This is a genomic window from Streptomyces cavernicola (assembly GCF_029968035.1).
Taxonomy (GTDB): Bacteria; Actinomycetota; Actinomycetes; order Streptomycetales; family Streptomycetaceae; genus Streptomyces; species Streptomyces cavernicola.
In genome coordinates this window covers 17,835-37,963 of sequence record NZ_JASCIQ010000058.1, presented here as the reverse complement: position 1 = coordinate 37,963, position 20,129 = coordinate 17,835, and the positions used below count along the sequence as shown (strand labels likewise).

At 70.6% G+C, this 20,129-nt stretch carries 20 protein-coding genes; 13 read left to right on the top strand and 7 right to left on the bottom strand.

The window, feature by feature from the left end:
* Positions 1-9: 9 nt before the first annotated feature.
* A complete protein-coding gene (locus QIS96_RS35320) occupies positions 10-939 on the bottom strand; it encodes a biotin--[acetyl-CoA-carboxylase] ligase (RefSeq protein ID WP_282546945.1) in 930 nt (309 codons plus the stop codon).
* 140 nt (positions 940-1,079) lie between these two features.
* Between QIS96_RS35320 and QIS96_RS35315 the strand changes: the two genes are divergently transcribed.
* The 6 genes from QIS96_RS35315 (at position 1,080) to QIS96_RS35290 (ending at position 6,732) form a co-directional block, all read left to right on the top strand.
* Positions 1,080-2,678 carry an acyl-CoA carboxylase subunit beta gene (locus QIS96_RS35315; RefSeq protein WP_282546944.1) on the top strand — a complete coding sequence of 533 codons (1,599 nt, stop codon included), beginning with the start codon at positions 1,080-1,082 and terminating at the stop codon, positions 2,676-2,678.
* A gap of 16 nt (positions 2,679-2,694) precedes the next feature.
* Positions 2,695-2,907 carry an acyl-CoA carboxylase subunit epsilon gene (locus tag QIS96_RS35310; protein ID WP_282546943.1) on the top strand — a complete coding sequence of 71 codons (213 nt, stop codon included), beginning with the start codon at positions 2,695-2,697 and terminating at the stop codon, positions 2,905-2,907.
* Between the two features lie 252 nt (positions 2,908-3,159).
* Positions 3,160-3,288 carry a morphogenic membrane protein MmpB gene (gene mmpB / locus QIS96_RS35305; protein ID WP_282546942.1) on the top strand — a complete coding sequence of 43 codons (129 nt, stop codon included), beginning with the start codon at positions 3,160-3,162 and terminating at the stop codon, positions 3,286-3,288.
* 89 nt (positions 3,289-3,377) lie between these two features.
* A complete protein-coding gene (locus QIS96_RS35300) occupies positions 3,378-4,844 on the top strand; it encodes a peptidoglycan D,D-transpeptidase FtsI family protein (protein ID WP_282546941.1) in 1,467 nt (488 codons plus the stop codon).
* 166 nt (positions 4,845-5,010) lie between these two features.
* Complete coding sequence (locus tag QIS96_RS35295; protein WP_282546940.1) at positions 5,011-5,625, top strand: Maf family protein; 615 nt, start codon at positions 5,011-5,013, stop codon at positions 5,623-5,625.
* Between the two features lie 195 nt (positions 5,626-5,820).
* Positions 5,821-6,732, top strand: a complete 912-nt coding sequence (locus QIS96_RS35290; protein ID WP_282546939.1) for a hypothetical protein — start codon at positions 5,821-5,823, stop codon at positions 6,730-6,732.
* A 111-nt stretch (positions 6,733-6,843) separates the two neighbouring features.
* On the opposite strand, the gene QIS96_RS35285 is transcribed toward QIS96_RS35290, so the two are convergent.
* Positions 6,844-7,305 (bottom strand): hypothetical protein, encoded by a 462-nt coding sequence (locus tag QIS96_RS35285; RefSeq protein WP_282546938.1) that lies wholly within the window; start codon positions 7,303-7,305, stop codon positions 6,844-6,846.
* Between the two features lie 355 nt (positions 7,306-7,660).
* Between QIS96_RS35285 and QIS96_RS35280 the strand changes: the two genes are divergently transcribed.
* The 4 genes from QIS96_RS35280 to QIS96_RS35265 all read left to right on the top strand — a co-directional run bounded on the left by QIS96_RS35280 (position 7,661) and on the right by QIS96_RS35265 (position 11,583).
* Entirely contained in the window at positions 7,661-9,448 is a 1,788-nt protein-coding gene (locus QIS96_RS35280) for an acetyl/propionyl/methylcrotonyl-CoA carboxylase subunit alpha (protein WP_282546937.1), read from the top strand.
* 112 nt (positions 9,449-9,560) lie between these two features.
* Positions 9,561-9,950 (top strand): hypothetical protein, encoded by a 390-nt coding sequence (locus tag QIS96_RS35275; protein ID WP_282546936.1) that lies wholly within the window; start codon positions 9,561-9,563, stop codon positions 9,948-9,950.
* Between the two features lie 6 nt (positions 9,951-9,956).
* Entirely contained in the window at positions 9,957-10,910 is a 954-nt protein-coding gene (locus tag QIS96_RS35270; RefSeq protein ID WP_282546935.1) for a hypothetical protein, read from the top strand.
* 70 nt (positions 10,911-10,980) lie between these two features.
* Positions 10,981-11,583, top strand: coding sequence for a TetR/AcrR family transcriptional regulator (locus QIS96_RS35265; RefSeq protein WP_282546934.1), 603 nt, complete (start codon positions 10,981-10,983; stop codon positions 11,581-11,583).
* Between the two features lie 90 nt (positions 11,584-11,673).
* On the opposite strand, the gene QIS96_RS35260 is transcribed toward QIS96_RS35265, so the two are convergent.
* On the bottom strand, positions 11,674-12,612 hold the full coding sequence (locus QIS96_RS35260) for a DeoR/GlpR family DNA-binding transcription regulator (RefSeq protein ID WP_408907311.1): 939 nt from the start codon (positions 12,610-12,612) through the stop codon (positions 11,674-11,676).
* A gap of 221 nt (positions 12,613-12,833) precedes the next feature.
* Positions 12,834-14,312 (bottom strand): NAD(P)H-quinone dehydrogenase, encoded by a 1,479-nt coding sequence (locus tag QIS96_RS35255; protein WP_282546949.1) that lies wholly within the window; start codon positions 14,310-14,312, stop codon positions 12,834-12,836.
* 164 nt (positions 14,313-14,476) lie between these two features.
* On the opposite strand from QIS96_RS35255, the gene QIS96_RS35250 reads away from it, so the two are divergent.
* The 3 genes from QIS96_RS35250 to QIS96_RS35240 all read left to right on the top strand — a co-directional run bounded on the left by QIS96_RS35250 (position 14,477) and on the right by QIS96_RS35240 (position 17,727).
* The gene (locus QIS96_RS35250; protein ID WP_282510817.1) at positions 14,477-14,914 is read left to right on the top strand and encodes a gamma-glutamylcyclotransferase; all 438 of its coding nucleotides are present in this window, start codon (positions 14,477-14,479) and stop codon (positions 14,912-14,914) included.
* 306 nt (positions 14,915-15,220) lie between these two features.
* A complete protein-coding gene (locus tag QIS96_RS35245; RefSeq protein WP_282546932.1) occupies positions 15,221-16,033 on the top strand; it encodes a purine-nucleoside phosphorylase in 813 nt (270 codons plus the stop codon).
* Positions 16,034-16,077: 44 nt separating this feature from the next.
* Entirely contained in the window at positions 16,078-17,727 is a 1,650-nt protein-coding gene (locus tag QIS96_RS35240) for a phospho-sugar mutase (protein WP_282546931.1), read from the top strand.
* Between the two features lie 44 nt (positions 17,728-17,771).
* Here QIS96_RS35240 and QIS96_RS35235 read toward each other — a convergent pair whose 3' ends face one another.
* From QIS96_RS35235 to QIS96_RS35225, 3 genes are all read right to left on the bottom strand, one after another.
* The gene (locus QIS96_RS35235) at positions 17,772-18,023 is read right to left on the bottom strand and encodes a hypothetical protein (RefSeq protein WP_282546930.1); all 252 of its coding nucleotides are present in this window, start codon (positions 18,021-18,023) and stop codon (positions 17,772-17,774) included.
* A gap of 14 nt (positions 18,024-18,037) precedes the next feature.
* Positions 18,038-18,352 (bottom strand): hypothetical protein, encoded by a 315-nt coding sequence (locus QIS96_RS35230; protein ID WP_282546929.1) that lies wholly within the window; start codon positions 18,350-18,352, stop codon positions 18,038-18,040.
* A gap of 86 nt (positions 18,353-18,438) precedes the next feature.
* The gene (locus QIS96_RS35225; RefSeq protein WP_282546928.1) at positions 18,439-19,632 is read right to left on the bottom strand and encodes a helix-turn-helix domain-containing protein; all 1,194 of its coding nucleotides are present in this window, start codon (positions 19,630-19,632) and stop codon (positions 18,439-18,441) included.
* Positions 19,633-20,129: the final 497 nt, after the last annotated feature.

Sequence of the window (20,129 nt, the reverse complement as noted above, 5' to 3'; positions counted from 1 at the left end):
GGGCCGGGTTCACTCCGCGCGAAGGTGCACCACGTCGCCCGCCCCGACCGCCTCCCGGCTGCCGTCTGCCGTCGTGACGACGAGCCGGCCGTCCGCGTCGAGGGCGGTGGCCTCGCCGACCAGGGCGCGGTCGCCCGGGAGTTCGGCCCGGACCCGGCGGCCGAGGGTCGCGCAGCCCGCCGCATACGTCTCCTGCAGGCGGGACGCGGCCGGGTCGCCGGCGGCCGCGCGCCAGTCGCCGTACCACTGCTCCAGGGAGCGGAGCAGGGCGCGGACCAGCGGGTCGCGGTCGGTGGACTTCGCGCCGGCGAGGGCGAGGGAGCCCGCGCCCGGCACGGGGAGTTCGTCGGCGCCGAGGGTGACGTTGACGCCGATGCCGAGGACCACCCCGGCCGCGTCGCCCGCCCCGGCCCGCTCGGCGAGGATGCCGCCGGCCTTGCGCTCCTCGCCGTCGACCGTGACGAGCAGGTCGTTGGGCCACTTCAGGGCGGTGTCGACGCCCGCGGTGCGGGAGAGCGCGGTGGCCGTGGCGACGCCGGCGAGCAGCGGCAGCCAGCCCCACCGCTCGACCGGCACCTCGCGCGGCTTGAGCAGCACGGAGAGGAAGATCCCGGAGCGCGCGGGCGCCGTCCAGCTGCGGTCGAGGCGGCCGCGCCCGGCAGTCTGCTCCTCGGCGATGAGCACGGCGCCCTCGGCGTCGTCCACGGCACGGGCCGCGAGGTCGACGTTGGTGGACCCGGTGCTCTGCACCACGTCGAGAACCGTCCAGAGCCCGCCGGGCCGGACCAGCGCGCGGCGCAGCGAGGCTGCGCTCAGCGGCGGCCGGTCCAGGTCGGACCAGGGGCCGGAGCCGGTGCTCGAAGCAGGGTTCGAAGCGGAGGTCGGCGTGGGGTTCGACGACGGGTCGGGCGCAGATCCTGAGGACTTCGATGGCGTCATGCAAGACAGCCTAGGTGTGGTAAATGCCGCACTGCCGAGGCGTGCCCACGCCATTACGCTACGGATCAGTAGCGAGCCGAATTCCCCACCCCAGCGCACGTCCCCATGAACCCGTGACCAGCCAGGGAGCCGCAATCCCGATGTCCGAGCCGGAAGCGCAGAGCGCCATCGACATCCACACCACCGCAGGAAAGATCGCGGATCTGCAGCGCCGCATCGAGGAAGCGACGCACGCCGGGTCGGCGCGAGCGGTGGAAAAACAGCACGCCAAGGGCAAGTTGACGGCCCGTGAGCGGATCGACCTGCTCCTGGACGAGGGTTCCTTCGTCGAGCTCGACGAGTTCGCCCGGCACCGCTCGACCTCCTTCGGCCTGGACGCCAACAAGCCTTACGGCGACGGTGTGGTGACCGGTTACGGCACGGTCGACGGCCGCCCGGTCGCGGTCTTCTCGCAGGACTTCACCGTGTTCGGCGGGGCCCTCGGCGAGGTCTTCGGGCAGAAGATCATGAAGGTCATGGACTTCGCCCTGAAGACGGGCTGCCCGGTCGTCGGCATCAACGACTCCGGCGGCGCCCGCATCCAGGAGGGCGTCATGGCCCTCGGCATGTACGGCGAGATCTTCCGCCGCAACACCCACGCCTCGGGCGTCATCCCGCAGATCTCCCTGATCGTCGGCCCCTGCGCGGGCGGCGCGGTCTACTCCCCCGCGATCACCGACTTCACGGTCATGGTCGACCAGACCTCGCACATGTTCATCACGGGCCCGGACGTCATCAAGACCGTCACCGGTGAGGACGTCGGCTTCGAGGAGCTGGGCGGCGCCCGTACGCACAACTCGGCCTCGGGCGTGGCCCATCACATGGCCGGCGACGAGAAGGACGCGATCGACTACGTCAAGTCGCTGCTCTCGTACCTGCCGTCGAACAACCTCTCCGAGCCGCCCGCCTTCCCGGAGGAGGCGGACCTGGAGACGAACGACGAGGACCGCGAGCTGGACACGCTGATCCCGGACAGCGCGAACCAGCCGTACGACATGCACACCGTCATCGAACACGTCCTGGACGACGGGGAGTTCTTCGAGACGCAGGCCATGTTCGCGCCGAACATCGTGACCGGCTTCGGCCGGGTCGAGGGCCACCCGGTGGGCATCGTCGCCAACCAGCCGATGCAGTTCGCCGGCTGCCTCGACATCGACGCCTCCGAGAAGGCCGCGCGCTTCGTGCGGACGTGTGACGCCTTCAACGTGCCCGTGCTGACCTTCGTGGACGTCCCCGGCTTCCTGCCGGGCGTCGAGCAGGAGCACACCGGCATCATCCGCCGCGGCGCCAAGCTGATCTACGCCTACGCCGAGGCCACGGTCCCGCTGATCACGATCATCACGCGCAAGGCCTTCGGCGGCGCGTACGACGTCATGGGGTCCAAGCACCTCGGCGCCGACCTCAACCTGGCCTGGCCGACCGCGCAGATCGCGGTCATGGGCGCCCAGGGCGCGGTCAACATCCTGCACCGCCGCACGATCGCCGCGACCGCCGAGTCCGACCGCGAGGACGTCCGCGCCCAGCTGATCCAGGAGTACGAGGACACGCTCCTCAACCCGTACACGGCCGCCGAGCGCGGGTACATCGACGCGGTCGTCATGCCGTCCGAGACCCGCCGCCAGGTCGTCCGCGGACTGCGCACGCTGCGTACGAAGCGGGAGTCCCTGCCGCCGAAGAAGCACGGCAACATTCCCCTGTAGGCCTTTAGGAGGACCCATGATCAAGGTCGTACGGGGCAACCCGACCCCTGAGGAGCTGGCCGCGGCGCTCACCGTGGTCCAGGCGCGGGCCGCCGCGCTCGCCGCGTCCGCGGTGCAGGGCGGCGCTCCCGCGCCGGCGGACGCGTGGTCCGACCCGGCCCGCGTGGCCCGCACCCGCCTGCCGCAGCCGGGCCCGAACACGTGGTCCCGCACGTACTGGCCGGTGTAGCCCGGCCGCCGACGGCTTCGGGGGCTACCGCCCCCGGGCCCCGGCCGTACTTCGGCTTTCCCGCCGCCGTGGCTGGTCGCGCAGTTCCCCGCGCCCCTTGAAAACCCGCCCCACGCCCGCAAAATCCAGCCCCTCCGGCGCTTGAGGAGCGGGGTCTGGGGCGGAGCCCCAGTTCGGGAAGGGGCGGGGCGGGGAACAAAGTAAGTACCCGTACTCAGGCGTGCCCGCCCCCTACGCGCGACTATCGAGCTCATGCTCTGGTCCGACCCGAAAGACGAGCCACCGGAGGAACTCCGGGAAACTCAGGCGATGTTGAGGCGCGCGGGGCTCCTCCTCGCCCTCGCCATGATCCTGGCGATGCTCGTCCTGGGCGCACCCTGACCGAACCGAGGCCGACCGCGTAGGCAACCATGAGGTCGTCCTTTCCGTCCTACTCCAGCGGAATGGACTGATCGAAAGGATCGGCTTCGGTGAACAGGCCTCTGCGGCACATAGCCGTGTTCTGCGGGCTACTCGTGCTCGCACTGCTGATACGTGCGAACTGGATCCAGTACGCACAGGGCGAGCCGCTCGCCAAGCACGAGAAGAACCGCCGCGTCGCCATCGACCGGTACGCGAAGCCGCGCGGCGACATCATCGTCGACGGCAAGCCGATCACCGGGTCCAAGCTGGTCGAGGGCAACGACTTCAAGTACAAGCGGACGTTCAAGGACGGCCCGATGTACGCCCCCGTCACCGGCTACGCCTCGCAGGCCTTCGGCTCCAACCAGCTGGAGAACCTGAACGACGAGCTGCTCTCCGGGTCCGACGACCGGCTGTTCCTGAAGAACACCCTCAACATGTTCACCAACGAGGAGCAGCGCGGCGGCGACGTCGTCACCACCATCGACCCGGACGCGCAGAAGGCCGCCTACGAGGGCCTCGGCAACCTCAAGGGCGGCGTCGCGGCGCTCGACCCCGACACCGGCCGGGTCCTCGCCCTCGTCTCCACCCCGTCGTACGACCCGTCCACCTTCGCGGGCATGTCCGACAAGGACGCCAAGGCCTGGGAACGGCTGCAGAAGGACAAGAACAAGCCGCTGAACAACCGCGCGCTGAAGGAGACGTACGCCCCCGGCTCCACCTTCAAGGTGCTCACCGCGGCCGCCGCCATCGAGTCCGGCAAGGTCACCGACATCGACGCGCCCACGGACACCCCGGAGCCGTGGCTGCTGCCGGACACCAGGACCGAGCTGCCGAACCTGAACAAGAGCGGCGTCTGCGAGAACGCCTCGCTCAAGGTCGCCATGCAGTACTCCTGCAACACGGTCTTCGCGAAGCTCGCCGCCGAGATCGGCAAGGACGACATGCGCAAGACCGCCGAGAAGTTCGGCTTCAACAAGCGCGACCTGGACATCCCGGTGCGGGCCGGCGTCTCCGTCTACCCGAGCGACATCAACAGGCCGCAGACCGCCCTCACCGGCATCGGCCAGGGCTCCCTGACCGCGAGCCCGCTGCAGATCGCCATGATCGCCTCCGCCGTCGCCAACGACGGCAAGCTGATGCAGCCGCACATGATCGACGAGCTGCGCGGCCCGGATCTGAGCACCCTGGAGAAGACCGAACCGAAGGAGATGGCGCAGCCCGTCTCCGCCGAGACCGCGGACAAGGTCCGCGAGGCGATGGTCTTCACCGCCGAGCAGGGCTCCGGCCAGCCCGCCCTGATCGACGGCATCGAGGTCGGCGCCAAGACGGGCACGGCCCAGCACGGCGTCGACAACAAGCTGCCGCCGTACGCCTGGTTCATCTCGTACGGCAAGAACGCGGAGGGCAAGAAGGTCGCCGTGGCCGTCTTCGTCGACCCGGGGAAGGACATCCCGCGCGACCAGATCGCGGGCGGCAAGCTGGGCGGCCCGATCGCCAAGGCGGTCATGCAGGCGGTGCTGCAGAAGCGCTGAGCCACCCGCTCTTCGCGCCGCACGGTCTCGGGCGCCTCGCGGACTCCCTCGCTCGGGGAGGGGGTCCGCGGGGCGCCCTTCGTCGTACGGGCCTCCTGTTCGTACGGGCCTCCTGTTCGTACGGGCCCGGCCGCGGCCCCCGCCACGCGCTGGCTACCCTCTCCCCATGACCGATCAGCGCCGCCGCCTCGTCCTCGCCTCCCAGTCCCCCGCCCGGCTCGGGCTCCTGCGTCAGGCGGGGCTCGACCCCGAGGTGATCGTCAGCGGGGTGGACGAGGACGCGCTCACCGCGCCGACCCCGAGCGAGCTGGCCCGCGTCCTGGCGGAGGCCAAGGCCGAGGCGGTCGCCGGGCGCGAGCAGGCCGCGGGCGCCCTGGTCGTCGGCTGCGACTCGGTCCTCGAACTCGACGGCGAGGCGCTCGGCAAGCCCGCCGACGCCGAGGAGGCCACCGCCCGCTGGAAGTCGATGCGCGGCCGCGCGGGCGTGCTGCAGACCGGGCACTGCGTGATCGACACCGCCACCGGCCGCCGCGCCTCCGCGACCGCCTCCACTACCGTCCGCTTCGGGGAGCCGTCCGACGCGGAGATCGCCGTGTACGTCGCGAGCGGCGAACCCCTGCACGTGGCAGGGGCGTTCACGCTCGACGGCCGCTCGGCGCCCTTCATCGACGGCATCGAGGGCGACCACGGGAACGTCATCGGCATCAGCCTGCCGCTCCTCCGCAAGCTGCTCGCGGAGCTCGGCGTCGGCATCACCGAGCTGTGGGCCCCGGCCTCCTGACCAGCCCCCGACCAGCCCCCGACCAGCCCCTGACCGGCTCCTGACCGGTCACCCCCCGGATCCTGCGCCGCGCGGGCGGATACCATCCTCGGGTCGTTCGCAGCCTTGTTCACAGGCGTGTTCACAGGCGTGTTCACAGGCGTGTTCACAGGCGTGTTCTCAGGGTTATTCGCATCGCATGTTCCGGGGGAGAAGATGAGCAACTCGTTCGGCCCGCCCGACGGCGGGTTCGGCCCGCCGCAGGGACCGCCAGGTCCGCCGCAGGGACCGCCGCCGGGCGGCTTCCCCCCGCAGGGCCCGCCGCCGGGCATGCCGCCCGGTGGACCGCTCGGCCCGCCGCAGGGACCGTTCCCGCCCGGGTCGCCGCGCGGCAGCACCAACACGACCGCGATCGTCCTCGGCATCGTCGGCGTCCTGGTCCTCGCCGTGATCGCCGTCGCCGTCTTCATCATCATCCCGAACCCCTTCGGCGGCGGCAGCGACAACAACTCGTCGAGCTCCTCCGGCGTCTCGGCCGCGCCCACCGCCGACTCCTCCGGCTCCGGCGGCATGGACTCCGAGAACGGCGCCGACGCCACCACGGCCGCGCCCGACCCGACCGAGAGCGCCTTCAAGGACGTCACCAGCGGCGACTGCCTGCCGGTCTGGGACACCGGACACGGCGGCACGAGCACCGTCGAGTGGAGCTCCGAGCAGCCCCCGGACCCGGTCTCCTGCAAGAGCGAGGACGCCCTCGTCCAGGTCACCGGCACCACCGGCGGCTGCGACAGCGGTACGAACGAGGCGACCTGGACGTACTCCTCGCCCACCTCGGGCGAGACCACCCAGCTCTGCCTCTCGCGGATCTACCACAAGGGCGGCTGCTTCCTGGCCAACCAGGAGAACGGCAAGATCGTCGGCATGGGCCCGATGACCGCGGTCGACTGCACCGCCAAGAAGGTGCCCAGCGCGTACAACCAGATCATGCACATCACGGGCGTCTACAACACGTCCAAGGGCACCGACCCCAGCCTCTGCCGGCGCGTGCAGAACGACCAGACGACGTACTGGTCCTGGACCGTCGACGACGGCGACACCCTGCTCTGCACGATGGTCTACCAGGGCTGATCCCCCGGCCCCGGCCCCGGCCCCGGAGACGTCGACTCCCGCCCTGCGGCGGCCCGTTCACCCCGAGCCGCCCCCGAGCCGCCCCCGAGCCCGGCCCGAGCGCCCCGAGCCTCAGGCCGGGCTCGGGCCGTCCGCGGCCGCCGGTGCGCCCGCCGCCCCGGCTTCCCGCCCGTCCTGCCCCGCGGGCTTCCCGTACGCGACGAGGGTCAGGACCAGCAGTCCGAGTACGACCGTCAGGAACGCGAAGGCCGGCCAGCCGACCAGGCCGACCGAGAACGCGCCGAGAACGCCGTGCAGCACCGCCGCCGAGATCAGCAGTACGCGGCCGAAGCCGCCCGGCGCCCGGTCGCGCAGTCCCGTACGCAGCAACACCGCGCCGCACACCAGCAGATAAAGCCCCATCAGACCGCCCGCCGCCCAGGAGCCGACGGTCATCGCGTGCGGGTCGAGCCCCGCCAGGGACATCTGCTGGTTCTCCACGACAAGGCCGAGGAACCAGTTCAACCACGCGATCCCGACCGCCTCCACGACGATCACGAGCGCCGCTGCCAAGGCCACCGGTCTGCGCGCCACGGGCCCCCACCCACTTTCCCAAGCCGTTACCCCCGGTACATCCGAGGGCGCCGCAAACGCTACTAACGGGTAAACCCCGGGACAAGACTCCGTGGCGCGGCAAAGATTGCTACCGCCATTCGTAGGGACTCCACAAAGAACCAGATCGGCCACTGCCCTCACAGACAGAGACCTGCGCCACACCGTCCCGTTACTGTGCGGTTCAGGATCCCGTCGTACCGTGGTGCGACAAGGGATTTCGTGACTCGAACGACCCCCGAATAACACTCCGTGTGGGCAAGCTCACGGTTGGGGACGGGTCGATTGGCCGTGTCGGCAGTCCCTAAACTCAGCTTGTTTCAAGGAGGGAGCCAACGTGCGCAAGGTGCTCATCGCCAACCGTGGCGAAATCGCTGTCCGCGTGGCCCGAGCGTGCCGGGACGCCGGGATCGCGAGTGTGGCCGTCTACGCCGATCCGGACCGGGACGCGCTGCATGTCCGTGCGGCCGACGAGGCGTTCGCCCTGGGCGGTGACACCCCGGCCACCAGCTATCTGGACATGGCCAAGGTGCTTGCCGCGGCGAAGGACTCGGGTGCGGACGCGGTCCACCCCGGGTACGGGTTCCTCTCCGAGAACGCGGAGTTCGCGCAGGCCGTCCTCGACGCCGGCCTGATCTGGATCGGCCCGCCGCCGCAGGCCATCCGCGACCTCGGCGACAAGGTCGCCGCCCGGCACATCGCGCAGCGCGCGGGCGCCCCGCTGGTCGCGGGCACCCCCGACCCGGTCTCCGGCTCCGCGGAGGTCGTCGCCTTCGCCGAGGAGCACGGCCTGCCCATCGCGATCAAGGCCGCCTTCGGCGGTGGCGGTCGCGGTCTGAAGGTGGCCCGCACCCTCGAAGAGGTGCCGGAGCTGTACGACTCCGCGGTCCGCGAGGCCGTCGCCGCCTTCGGTCGCGGCGAGTGCTTCGTCGAGCGCTACCTGGACAAGCCGCGGCACGTGGAGACGCAGTGCCTGGCCGACAAACACGGCAACGTCGTCGTGGTCTCCACCCGTGACTGCTCGCTGCAGCGCCGCCACCAGAAGCTCGTCGAGGAGGCCCCCGCGCCGTTCCTCTCCGAGGCGCAGAACGCCGAGCTGTACGCGGCGTCGAAGGCCATCCTGAAGGAGGCCGGCTACGTCGGCGCCGGCACGGTGGAGTTCCTCGTCGGCCTGGACGGCACGATCTCCTTCCTGGAGGTCAACACCCGTCTGCAGGTCGAGCACCCGGTCACCGAAGAGGTCACCGGCCTCGACCTGGTCCGCGAGATGTTCCGCATCGCCGACGGCGAGGAGCTCGGCTACGGGGACCCCGAAGTCCGCGGCCACTCCTTCGAGTTCCGTATCAACGGCGAGGACCCGGGCCGCAACTTCCTGCCCGCGCCCGGCACGGTGACGCTGTTCCAGCCGCCGACGGGTCCGGGTGTCCGCCTGGACGCGGGCGTCGAGTCGGGTTCGGTCATCGGCCCGGCCTGGGACTCCCTCCTGGCCAAGCTGATCGTCACCGGCGCGACGCGCGAGCAGGCGCTGCAGCGTGCGGCGCGTGCCCTCGCCGAGTTCAAGGTCGAGGGCATGGCCACGGCCATCCCGTTCCACCAGGCCGTCGTGGTCGACCCGGCGTTCGGTCCCGAACTGACCGGCTCCACCACTGCGACATCTGAAAGCGTGTTCAAGATCCACACGCGCTGGATCGAGACCGAGTTCGTCAACGAGATCAAGCCCTTCGCCGCCGCCCCGGTCGACGGCGAGGAGGACGAGACCGGCCGCGAGACCGTCGTCGTCGAGGTCGGCGGCAAGCGCCTGGAGGTCTCCCTCCCGTCGTCCCTCGGCATGACCCTCGCCCGTACGGGCCTGGCCGCCGGGGCCAAGCCGAAGCGCCGCGCCGCGAAGAAGTCCGGCCCGGCCGCCTCCGGCGACACCCTCGCCTCGCCCATGCAGGGCACGATCGTCAAGGTCGCGGTCGAGGAGGGCCAGGAGGTCAAGGAGGGCGACCTCGTCGTGGTCCTGGAGGCCATGAAGATGGAACAGCCCCTCAACGCCCACAAGTCCGGCACGGTCAAGGGTCTTACGGCGGAGGTCGGCAACTCGCTGACCTCCGGCGCGGCGATCTGCGAGATCAAGGACTGACATCCGGTCCGGTACGTATGACGAGGGCTCCCGGTTTCGGCCGGGGGCCCTCTGTCGTAGGCGGCCCCTATGCTGGCCCTAGTAGGCCTGGAACGGGGGGAGTTGGGGTCTGATGGAGATCCGGGTCACGTTGAGCGAGAGCGGCAACCACGGGCCGGAGCACCTTGCCGAGTGGCTGGGCGATCGGGCGCACGGCACCGTGGCTGACGAGGACGCCTGGCGGGTGGAGCTCGGTCCGGACGGGGACGAGGTGGTGATCGAGCTCGGTGGCGACGACGCCGTGGACGAGCTCCTCCAGGCGGTGCGCTCCTGGGTGGAGGACCAGGACACTCCGGTCCGGGCGACGTTGCACGGCCTCGACAGTCCGCTCGTCATCGGCCGGGGCATCGCGTTCGGGAACATCAGCGGGTCCACCTACGCCATCGGAGATCGCACCAACCTCAACAGCGCCACCCCACCCGGCCCCGTCAACGACCCCGACGACGACTGGCCCAGGGACTGACCGCTCATGGGCGACATCGCGAAGGGCGTGCTGGGCGGCGGCTGGTCGTTGCTGGTCGGGTGGGTGCTGCCCTCCGCCATCAACCTCGCCGTACTGCTGCTCGCCGTCGGGCCCCAACTCCGGGGTGATCTCGGCGCGTTGGACCGGATGCGACCCGGAACCGCGGGCGACGCCGCACTGCTGCTGCTGTTCGGCTCGATCCTGCTCGGCCTGGTCCTGAACGCGCTGCAGACCCTGCTCTACCGCTTCCTCGAGGGGTACGTGCTGTGGCCGGCGTGGGCGTACGACCACGGTTGTCGGGTGCAGCGGGCCCGAAGACAGCGCATCAAGGACCGCCTGGAGACGCCCGACGCCCGCCTCTCGCCGATCCGCCTCGGCGTGCTGCACGAGCGCGCGGAGCGCTATCCGCACCGCGACGAGCAGGTCGGCCCCACCAGCCTGGCCAACGCGATCCGCCGCTTCGAGGAGTACGGCCACGACCGCTACCGCCTGGACACCCAGGTCCTGTGGAACGAGCTGATGGCGGCCGTCCCCCCGCAGACCAGCCGTGCGGCGGAGACGTCCCGTACGAGCGTGGACTTCTTCGTGGCGCTGCTCTACGGGCACGCGGGCGTGGCCGTCGCCGCGCTCGCCGCGCTGCCCGTCGCCGAGGACCGGGCGCTCGTCCTGTCTGCGGCCGCGCTGCTCTGCGCCCTTGTCCCGCTCTGGTACCGCTCGGCGGTGGTGGCGACGGACGAATGGGCCGCCGCCGTACGGGCGTTGGTGAACCTGGGCCGTAAGCCGCTCGCGGACGCGCTCGGGCTTGAGCTGCCGCAGGAGCTGGCGGCGGAGCGCACGATGTGGCGGTTGGTGACGCGGATGTCGCGCCGCCCCTACCACCCGGCGGCCGAGGAGGCCTTCGCCCCGTTCCGCGCGGCGCCCGGCGAGCCGTGCCTGCGCCGGTGCGGGGACGCTTCGTGACCGGGCGTTCGCGCACCGTACGGGGTGGCATCCTGGAAACAGACCAGCGCAAGGTAGGGAAGGACCTGTCATGACGACCAGCACCGGGCGAGCCGACGCGGTGCCCACCGCGGTGCGCCCGATGCGTGCCGACGCGCGGCGCAATTACGACCGGCTGCTCGCCGAGGGCCGGGCCGCGTTCGCCGAGCACGGCACGGACGCGTCCCTGGAGGACATCGCGCGGCGTGCCGGCGTCGGCATCGGCACGCTGTACCGGCACTTCCCGAACCGCCAGGCGTTGCTGAGTGCGGTCTTCGAGGACGCGGTGTGCGCGCTCCTCACGCGCTCGCGGGAGCTGCTCGACGATCCGCAGCCGTGCGCGGCGCTCGTCGAGTGGCTGCGGGCGATCGTGACGCACGCGGGCGAGTACCGGGGCCTGTCGCGGGCCCTCATGTCGGTGTCCCAGGACGACAGTTCGGCGCTCGCCCGCTGCAGCGCGCCGATGCGCGAGGCGGGCGGCGCACTGCTCGTACGGGCGCAGGAGGCCGGCTCGGTGCGCTCGGACATCACGATCGGCGATCTGCTCCAGCTGACCAACGCGATTGCGCTGGCCGCGGAGGAGACGCCGGGCGACCCGGAGTTGGCCGACCGCCTGCTGATGTTGACTCTGCGGGGGCTCAAGGCTGGTGCGTAGGCTTGCGTCATCCGACCCGCGCGGTCGGCCTGCGTACCGCCGGTCGCCCTGCGGGCTCGTCCTCAAACGCCGGACGGGCTGAATTAACCCCTACCTCCGCCTCAAGTCCGCGACCCGCGCCGCCCGTTCACGCTCCCGCTCCCCCGCCGGGGGCTCCGTCAGGGCGCTTGCCGAGCGGAGGGACGGCGCGCCAGGCGTGACGTTCCTCCGCTGGCCCGGCAGGGGGACGTCCCGGCGGGGCGGGGGGCCCGGTGGGGCCGGCTCCGCGGCTCCGCCCGGCGGCGTCGCGCCCGCCACCGCGACCTGAACTCCCTGGTCGGCGAGGGCCTGCAGCTCGGTGGCCGCGCGTTCGTCGTGCACCGGCGGCTCGTCCGTGACGAGTCTGGTGATGACGTCCGTGGGCACCGTCTGGAACATGGTGTCGGTGCCGAGCTTGGTGTGGTCGGCGAGGACCACCACCTCCGCGGCGGCCTGCACCAGGGCCCGGTCGACGCTGGCCGAGAGCATGTTGGACGTGGACAGGCCGCGCTCCGCGGTCAGTCCGCTCCCGGAGAGGAAGGCGCGCGACACCCGCAGCCCCTGGAGGGACTGCTCGGCTCCGCTGCCCACGAGGGCGTAGTTGGAGCCGCGCAGGGTGCCGCCGGTCATGACGACCTCCACGCGGTTGGCGTGCGCCAACGCCTGGGCGACGAGCAGGGAGTTGGTGACGACGGTGAGTCCGGGCACGCGGGCGAGCCGGCGGGCCAGCTCCTGGGTCGTCGTACCCGCGCCGACGACGATGGCCTCGCCTTCGTCGACGAGGCCCGCGGCGAGATCGGCGATGGCCGTCTTCTCCGCGGTCGCGGACAGCGACTTCTGCGGGAAGCCGGACTCACGGGTGAAACCGCCCGGGAGCACCGCGCCCCCGTGGCGGCGGTCGAGGAGTCCTTCTGCCTCGAGCGCCCGCACATCCCGCCGTACGGTCACTTCGGAGGTCTGGACTACGCGGGCGAGCTCCCGGAGCGACACTGCTCCGTTGGCCCGCACCATTTCGAGGATCAATTGGCGACGTTCTGCAGCGAACACGAAACTGACAGTAACCCCAACGACCGTCTAGTTTCAGCAGTTTGCGCCGAATAACAGAAGTTGTTCGCATGGCCGGACGTGAAGTGGTATACGCAAGGCCCAGTCCCCCGGCATAGTCCGGGCGACTGGGCCAATGACGTCCTGCGAGGGGTCAACTCACCCTCGGAGCAGGGGTTTTACGCGTACTACGCCTCGCCCGCCGCCTTGCGCGTGTGCAGCTGACGGGCGACCTCGGCGATCGAGCCGGACAGCGAGGGGTAGACGGTGAACGCATTCGCGATCTGTTCCACCGTCAAGTTGTTGTCGACCGCGATCGAGATGGGGTGGATCAGTTCCGAAGCGCGCGGCGCGACGACCACGCCGCCGACCACGATGCCGGTGCCGGGGCGGCAGAAGATCTTCACGAAGCCGTCCCTGATGCCCTGCATCTTGGCGCGCGGGTTGCGCAGCAGCGGCAGCTTGACGACGCGGGCGTCGATCTTGCCGCCGTCGACGTCGGCCTGGCTGTAGCCGACGGTGGCGATCTCGGGGTCGGTGAAGATGTTCGCCGAGACGGTCTTCAGGTTCAGCGGCGTGACCGCGTCGCCCAGGAAGTGGTACATCGCGATGCGGCCCTGCATGGCCGCGACCGAGGCGAGGGCGAAGATCCCGGTGACGTCGCCGGCCGCGTACACGCCCGGGGCGGAGGTGCGGGACACCTTGTCGGTCCAGATGTGGCCCGAGTCCTTCAGGCGGACCCCGGACTCCTCCAGGCCCATGTCGCTGCTGTTCGGGATCGCGCCGACCGCCATCAGGCAGTGCGTGCCGGTGATGACGCGGCCGTCGGCGAGCGTGACCTCGACGCGGTCGCCGACGCGCTTGGCGGAGGCGGCGCGCGAGCGGGCCATGACGTTCATGCCGCGGCGCCGGAACACGTCCTCCAGGACCGCGGCGGCGTCCGGGTCCTCGCCCGGCAGCACGCGGTCGCGGGACGAGACGAGCGTGACCTTCGAGCCGAGCGCCTGGTACGCGCCGGCGAACTCCGCACCCGTGACACCGGAACCGACCACGATGAGCTCCTCGGGGAGCTCGTCCAGGTCGTACACCTGCGTCCAGTTGAGGATGCGCTCGCCGTCGGGCTGCGCGTCGGGGATCTCGCGGGGGTGGGCGCCGGTCGCGATGAGGACGGCGTCGGCGGTGAGGGTCTCCTCGGAGCCGTCGGCGGCGGTGACGACGACCTTGCGGGAGCCGTCCATCGCCTGCTGCCCGTCGAGTCGGCCCCGGCCGCGTACGACACGGGCGCCCGCGCGCGTCACGGACGCCGTGATGTCGTGCGACTGGGCGAGGGCGAGGCGCTTCACACGCCGGTTGACCTTGCCGAGGTCCACGCCGACGACGCGCGCGGCCTGGTCGATGTGCGGAGTGTCGTCCTCGACGATGATGCCCAGCTCTTCGTACGACGAGTCGAAGGTGGTCATCACCTCGGCCGTCGCGATGAGGGTCTTGGACGGCACGCAGTCGGTGAGCACCGACGCCCCGCCCAGACCGTCGCAGTCGACGACGGTCACCTCCGCGCCGAGCTGGGCGGCCACCAGGGCCGCCTCGTATCCGCCAGGTCCGCCGCCGATGATCACGATCCGGGTCAAGGGATTTACGCCTCGCGCTCTCGTTTCCGGCCCGCCCAGCGCTGTTCCGGCCGGGGGTCCGGGGGTCGCCCCCCGGGCAGATGCAGTACGTACTCCATTGTCCCGCACGCTTCAAGCTGCTTCGCCCCGGGGCCCTCCACCGGGTTACCACGGGCTCGCGAGAGCGCACGACCTGCGGCGGTCACTGTCGTACCCTCGGACCCATGTCGCTCTACGCCGCGTACGCCGGCAATCTCGACGCGCGGCTCATGTCCCGCCGCGCCCCGTACTCGCCGCTGCGCGCCACCGGCTGGCTCAACGGCTGGCGGCTGACGTTCGGCGGCGAACACATGGGCTGGGAAGGCGCGCTCGCCACGATCGTGGAGGCCCCGCGCTCCCAGGTCTTCGTCGCGCTCTACGACATCGCGCCCATGGACGAGGAGTCCATGGACCGCTGGGAAGGCGTCGGCCTGGACATCTACCGCCGCATGCGGATCAGGGTCGAAACCCTGGAGGGCGAGATGCCCGCCTGGGTCTACGTCCTCAACGGCTACGAGGGCGGCCTCCCCTCGGCCCGCTACCTCGGCGAGATCGCCGACGCGGCGGAGTCGGCGGGGGCGCCGCACGACTATGTGATGTCTCTGCGGAAACGGCCCTGCTAGGCCGCGCCCCGAAAGGGGCGCGGGGAACTGCGCGAGCAACCACGACGGCGGGTCAGCCGAACGAACAGCGCCGCAGGCTTTCGGGAAGGGGCGGGGAGGGGCACCGATCCAGCCCGTCTGGCGGCACCGCCCGGCCGAAGGCTGGGGGAGCTTGAGGACGCAGCCCGCAGGGCGATCGGGGGCCCGGGGGCGGAGCCCCAGGGACGGCGCCCAAGGTCAACTTGGCGGAACGTACAACGCAACGATCACGACACTGTTCGCAGCGGCATCTACGCGCGTGGACCGACAACAGCTACCCTCAACCGCGTGAACGCTTCCGTAACCCCCACCGACCCGTACGCCGCCGCAGACGCCGCCGCCGCGCGGCTGCGTGAGATCACCGGCGCAGAGACCCATGACTTCGCCCTCGTGATGGGTTCGGGCTGGGCTCCCGCCGTGGACGCGCTCGGCACGCCCGAGGCCGAATTCCCCGTCACCGAGCTGCCCGGCTTCCCCCCGCCCGCCGTAGCGGGTCACGGCGGCAAGATCCGCTCGTACAAGATCGGCGCGAAGCGCGCCCTGGTCTTCCTGGGCCGTACGCACTACTACGAGGGCCGCGGCGTCGCCGCCGTCGCACACGGTGTGCGCACGGCCGTGGCGGCGGGCTGCAAGACCGTCGTCCTGACCAACGGCTGCGGCGGCCTCCGCGAGGGCATGCGCCCCGGCCAGCCGGTCCTGATCAGCGACCACCTGAACCTGACGGCGACGTCGCCGATCGTCGGCGCGAACTTCGTCGACCTCACCGACCTGTACTCGCCGCGCCTGCGCGCCCTCTGCAAGGAGGTCGACCCGAGCCTGGAGGAGGGCGTGTACGCGCAGTTCCCCGGCCCGCACTACGAGACCCCGGCCGAGGTCCGCATGGCCGGCATCCTCGGCGCGGACCTGGTCGGCATGTCCACGGTCCTCGAGGCGATCGCGGCCCGCGAGGCCGGCGCGGAGGTGCTCGGCATCTCCCTGGTCACCAACCTGGCCGCGGGCCTGTCCGGCGAGCCCCTCAACCACGAGGAGGTCCTCCAGGCCGGCCGCGACTCCGCCGCCCGCATGGGCACCCTGCTCACGCAGGTGCTCGGCCGGATCTGAGCGACCGTACGAACATCGACGTACGAGGAGAGGCTGAGGCAAACGTGCAGGCAAACGCTCAGGACGACGAGCTGATCACCCGGGCCAAGGCATGGCTGGCCGAAGACCCCGACCCGGAGACCCGCGAGGAACTGGCGAAGCTCATCGAAGTGGGCGCCTCCGCGGAACTGGCGGACCGCTTCTCCGGCACGCTCCAGTTCGGCACGGCCGGGCTGCGCGGCGAGCTGGGCGCGGGCCCGATGCGGATGAACCGTGCGGTGGTCATCCGCGCGGCTGCGGGCCTCGCCGCGTACCTGCGGGCGCAGGGCCAGACGGGCGGGCTCGTGGTGATCGGCTACGACGCGCGGTACAAGTCGGCGGACTTCGCGCGGGACACGGCGGCCGTGATGACGGGCGCGGGCCTGCGCGCGGCGCTCCTCCCCCGCCCGCTCCCGACCCCCGTACTGGCCTTCGCCATAAGGCACTTGGGCGCGGTGGCGGGTGTTGAAGTGACCGCGAGTCACAACCCGCCGCGCGACAACGGCTACAAGGTGTACCTGGGCGACGGCTCCCAGATCGTGCCCCCGGCGGACACGGAGATCGCGGCGCAGATCGACGCGGTGGGCGCCCTCGCGGACGTCCCGCTCCCGTCGGACGGCTGGGAGACCCTGGACGAGTCGGTCCTGGAGGCGTACCTGGCCCGCACGGACGCGGTACTGTCCCCGTCCTCACCTCGTACGGCCCGTACGGTCTACACCCCGATGCACGGCGTCGGCCGGGACACGCTGCTTGCGGCGTTCGCGCGGGCGGGCTTCCCGGAGCCGGTGGTGGTCGCCGAACAGGCCGACCCGGACCCGGACTTCCCGACGGTCGCGTTCCCGAACCCGGAGGAGCCGGGCGCGATGGACCTGTCCTTCGCGACGGCCCGCGCCCAGGCCGAGGCCCCTGACCTGATCATCGCCAACGACCCGGACGCGGACCGCTGCGCGGTGGCGGTACGGGACGCCGGTGCTTGGCGGATGCTCCGCGGCGACGAGGTGGGCGCACTCCTCGCAGCCCACCTGGTGAACCGGGGCGCGCAGGGCACGTTCGCAGAATCAATCGTCTCGTCCTCCCTCCTGGGCCGAATCGCGGAGAAGGCAGGCGTCGGGTACGAGGAAACCCTCACGGGCTTCAAGTGGATCGCCCGGGTGGAGGGCCTCCGCTACGGCTACGAGGAGGCCCTCGGCTACTGCGTGGACCCCGAGGGCGTACGCGACAAGGACGGCATCACGGCCGCGCTGTTGATCACCGAGCTGGCCTCGGAACTGAAGGAACAGGGCCGCACGCTCCTGGACCTCCTGGACGACATCGCAATCGAGCACGGCGTCCACGCGACGGACCAACTCTCGGTCCGGGTCGAGGACTTGTCGGTGATCGCCGACGCAATGAGCCGCCTCCGCGAGAACCCGCCGACGTCACTGGCAGGCCTCCCGGTGACTCTGGCGGAGGACCTGACACAGGGCACGGCCTCGCTACCTCCGACGGACGGCCTCCGCTACACGTTGGACGGCGCGAGGGTCATCGTCCGCCCGAGCGGCACGGAGCCGAAGCTGAAGTGCTACTTGGAGGCAGTGGTCCCGGTCGACTCGGCGGGCCTGCCCACGGCACGCGCAAAGGCGACGGCCCTACTGGCAGACCTGAAGCGGGACTTGGCGACGGCTGCGGGCATCTGAACGGCGACGTGCACGGCTAGGAGGGGCGACGGTGACCACCATGGTCACCGTCGCCCCTTTCCCGTACTCACCGACCCGGGCGACAGCCACTCCACGTCCCACTCACCCTCGGCAAAGAACTGGCCCACGGAAGCGAGATCCTCCACCCAGTAATCCCCGCACCCGCGCCTGAACTCCCGGTCATACGCGAGGAGTACGAGGTAGCTCGACGGCTCCCCCGACAGCTGGTCCACCCTGACGAACTTCCCGACCTCGTCCCCGGCGACGATCCGCCCGACCACTCCGACACGGCCCACGGACCAACCTGCAGTCATCGCCTGTCATCATCCACTGCAGAGCCGAGCAGTCGAGCGCCCCTGCTTTCGGCAATGCGCTTCACATCGCGCAGCGACTCGCTCATCCGCGCCAGCCCGTAACGGAGTTGGTCGGAGGTTGCCCCCAGGTCGGTCAGTAAGTCGTCGATGTGGTCGAGAAGTTCACCAGCCATACCGAGTTGGACCGACTCCATATTGTCCGCGATGCGCGTGAGATAGCCGTCCCCGTCGGTCAGCAGGAAGCATGGCTGTCCGTCAGAGCCGTCCCACGGCAGCAGCCGGGCGATGTGCACTCCGTGTGGATTGGTCATGCAGGTGACGCTACGGACCCCAATGCCTCGCCCTCAATGGCACTTTGACGTGACATCAGACAGAAGTGCCACTCACTGCCACTCGTTCACATGGGCACCCCGATGGCGTCAGCGAGGCTTCGCATATCGGGGGTCAGAGTCCGCCGCCGGGCGATGATCCGGCCGAAGATGTCACGCGCGTAGCGCTGGTTCGGCAGCCACTCGGGCGCCGAGGCCCGGATCTCCTGAAGGACGTCGACCGCTTTCGCGTAGTCCCGCGCCCGCGTGTGCGCCTCCGCGACGTCGAGCAGATGACGGTTGCGGTTGTTGGAGGTAGCGCGCATTCCGGACGTGGGGATACGGACGGAGAGCTTGAGCACCAGATCGGGGCGGTCCACCACCATGGCGTTCTCGGCCCGCTTGAGCGCCACCGTGATGGGCCCGAACGCCTTGAGGAAGTCATCGCCGGGTGCGAACTCCCGCCCCATGGCGACGGCTGCCGCGTTCGCGTAGCGCAGGGTGTCGTCAGCCTCTCCCGGCCGGTTGTCCCGTACCGCCGCTGCGGAGGCGCGCAACAGCAGCCAGCCCCACGCGCTCAACTCACCAGGCGTGGCACGAGAGATACGCGGCTCCACCTCATCGGCCCACCGAACGGCCAACTCGCGCGCCTCGCCCAAACGCCCCTGCCGCAACAGCAACCAGCACCGCGTATTGACCGTCGCCGCACCTTGAAGGCGGTCGGAGGCGTCTTCGAGCGACCGGTCGAGGGCGGTGCCCGCAGCCTCGAACTGCCGGGTCTGCGTCAGCAACCACCCCGTGAGCTGCATCAGCCGTACACGCACATCCCGCCCGGCCGGCCCACCCGTCTCGGCGATCAGGTCCGCGTCGCGAATCATGGCAGGCAGGATCAGGCTCAACTCCCGGAACCTGTCGCCGGAGAAGAGCGGCACGGCCGCATCGATCAGGTCCTGCATCCCGGCAACAGTGGGCGCTTCGCTCATGTCGGCACTGCCCACGGGGCCGACGAGCGCTTCCCGCACAGGCGCCCACTGATCATCGTCGCGATCAGATTCCGCGTCTTCCCCAGTCCCCGCCGCAGGCCCTCTCACCAGACTCGAAGTCGGAACACGCAACGCCACAGCCAACCGCCGAGCCGTCTCGAGACGCGTATCCGCCCGCTCCCCCTGCTCCAACTTCCGGATCAAGGAGACGGACACCCCAGACAGGGTGGCCAGTTCGCGCTGCGTGAGCCCCCGCCGCTTGCGCACACCCTGAAGCCGCTTGCCCATGTCGGCACTCATGACACGAGCGTACGGCTACGAAGGGCAGGCTGTGCTGCGATTCGTGTGCTCCAACCGTTCAAGGTGAAAGACCCAAAGTCCCACTGGAGGTCGAGTCAGCCCAGAACGCAACACCCATGCGCATTGGCGACCTATGGCGAAGGATCGACGCGGGATCCCCTCGAACGAACCGAACCGCAGCCCCTCCACGGCACACTCACCTCGGCGAAAGGCTCGCCACCCGAAGACAATCCGCCCGACCACACCGGCCCGAGTTGTAATCAGCGCTCCACGTGAACCCGGCATTGGATACGCGGAAGCCCTACCCAAGGCCTGAATTCCCACGACTTGAAGTCATCACCAGCGGAAATCCGGGCGCCAGATCCTTGAATAGAATTCACACCCCTCCCGCCAGGCCCGCCTGACCAACTCACCAAGAGCTCCGGCCAGCCGATCAGAGTACCATCCGAAATAGCCAAATCGGCAACGCCGACGGAGTCCGCGATCGAGAATTCACT

What these genes read in the sequence shown, in the direction of transcription:
- QIS96_RS35295 (WP_282546940.1), top strand. Translation starts at nt 5,011, where the DNA reads ATGACCGATCAGCGCCGCCGCCTCGTCCTCGCCTCCCAGTCCCCCGCC.
- QIS96_RS35315 (WP_282546944.1), top strand. Translation starts at nt 1,080, where the DNA reads ATGTCCGAGCCGGAAGCGCAGAGCGCCATCGACATCCACACCACCGCA.
- QIS96_RS35225 (WP_282546928.1), bottom strand. Translation starts at nt 19,632, where the DNA reads ATGAGTGCCGACATGGGCAAGCGGCTTCAGGGTGTGCGCAAGCGGCGG.
- QIS96_RS35230 (WP_282546929.1), bottom strand. Translation starts at nt 18,352, where the DNA reads ATGACCAATCCACACGGAGTGCACATCGCCCGGCTGCTGCCGTGGGAC.
- QIS96_RS35310 (WP_282546943.1), top strand. Translation starts at nt 2,695, where the DNA reads ATGATCAAGGTCGTACGGGGCAACCCGACCCCTGAGGAGCTGGCCGCG.
- QIS96_RS35290 (WP_282546939.1), top strand. Translation starts at nt 5,821, where the DNA reads ATGAGCAACTCGTTCGGCCCGCCCGACGGCGGGTTCGGCCCGCCGCAG.
- QIS96_RS35320 (WP_282546945.1), bottom strand. Translation starts at nt 939, where the DNA reads ATGACGCCATCGAAGTCCTCAGGATCTGCGCCCGACCCGTCGTCGAAC.
- QIS96_RS35270 (WP_282546935.1), top strand. Translation starts at nt 9,957, where the DNA reads ATGGGCGACATCGCGAAGGGCGTGCTGGGCGGCGGCTGGTCGTTGCTG.
- QIS96_RS35265 (WP_282546934.1), top strand. Translation starts at nt 10,981, where the DNA reads ATGACGACCAGCACCGGGCGAGCCGACGCGGTGCCCACCGCGGTGCGC.
- QIS96_RS35260 (WP_408907311.1), bottom strand. Translation starts at nt 12,612, where the DNA reads ATGGTGCGGGCCAACGGAGCAGTGTCGCTCCGGGAGCTCGCCCGCGTA.
- mmpB (WP_282546942.1), top strand. Translation starts at nt 3,160, where the DNA reads ATGCTCTGGTCCGACCCGAAAGACGAGCCACCGGAGGAACTCCGGGAA.
- QIS96_RS35275 (WP_282546936.1), top strand. Translation starts at nt 9,561, where the DNA reads ATGGAGATCCGGGTCACGTTGAGCGAGAGCGGCAACCACGGGCCGGAG.
- QIS96_RS35250 (WP_282510817.1), top strand. Translation starts at nt 14,477, where the DNA reads ATGTCGCTCTACGCCGCGTACGCCGGCAATCTCGACGCGCGGCTCATG.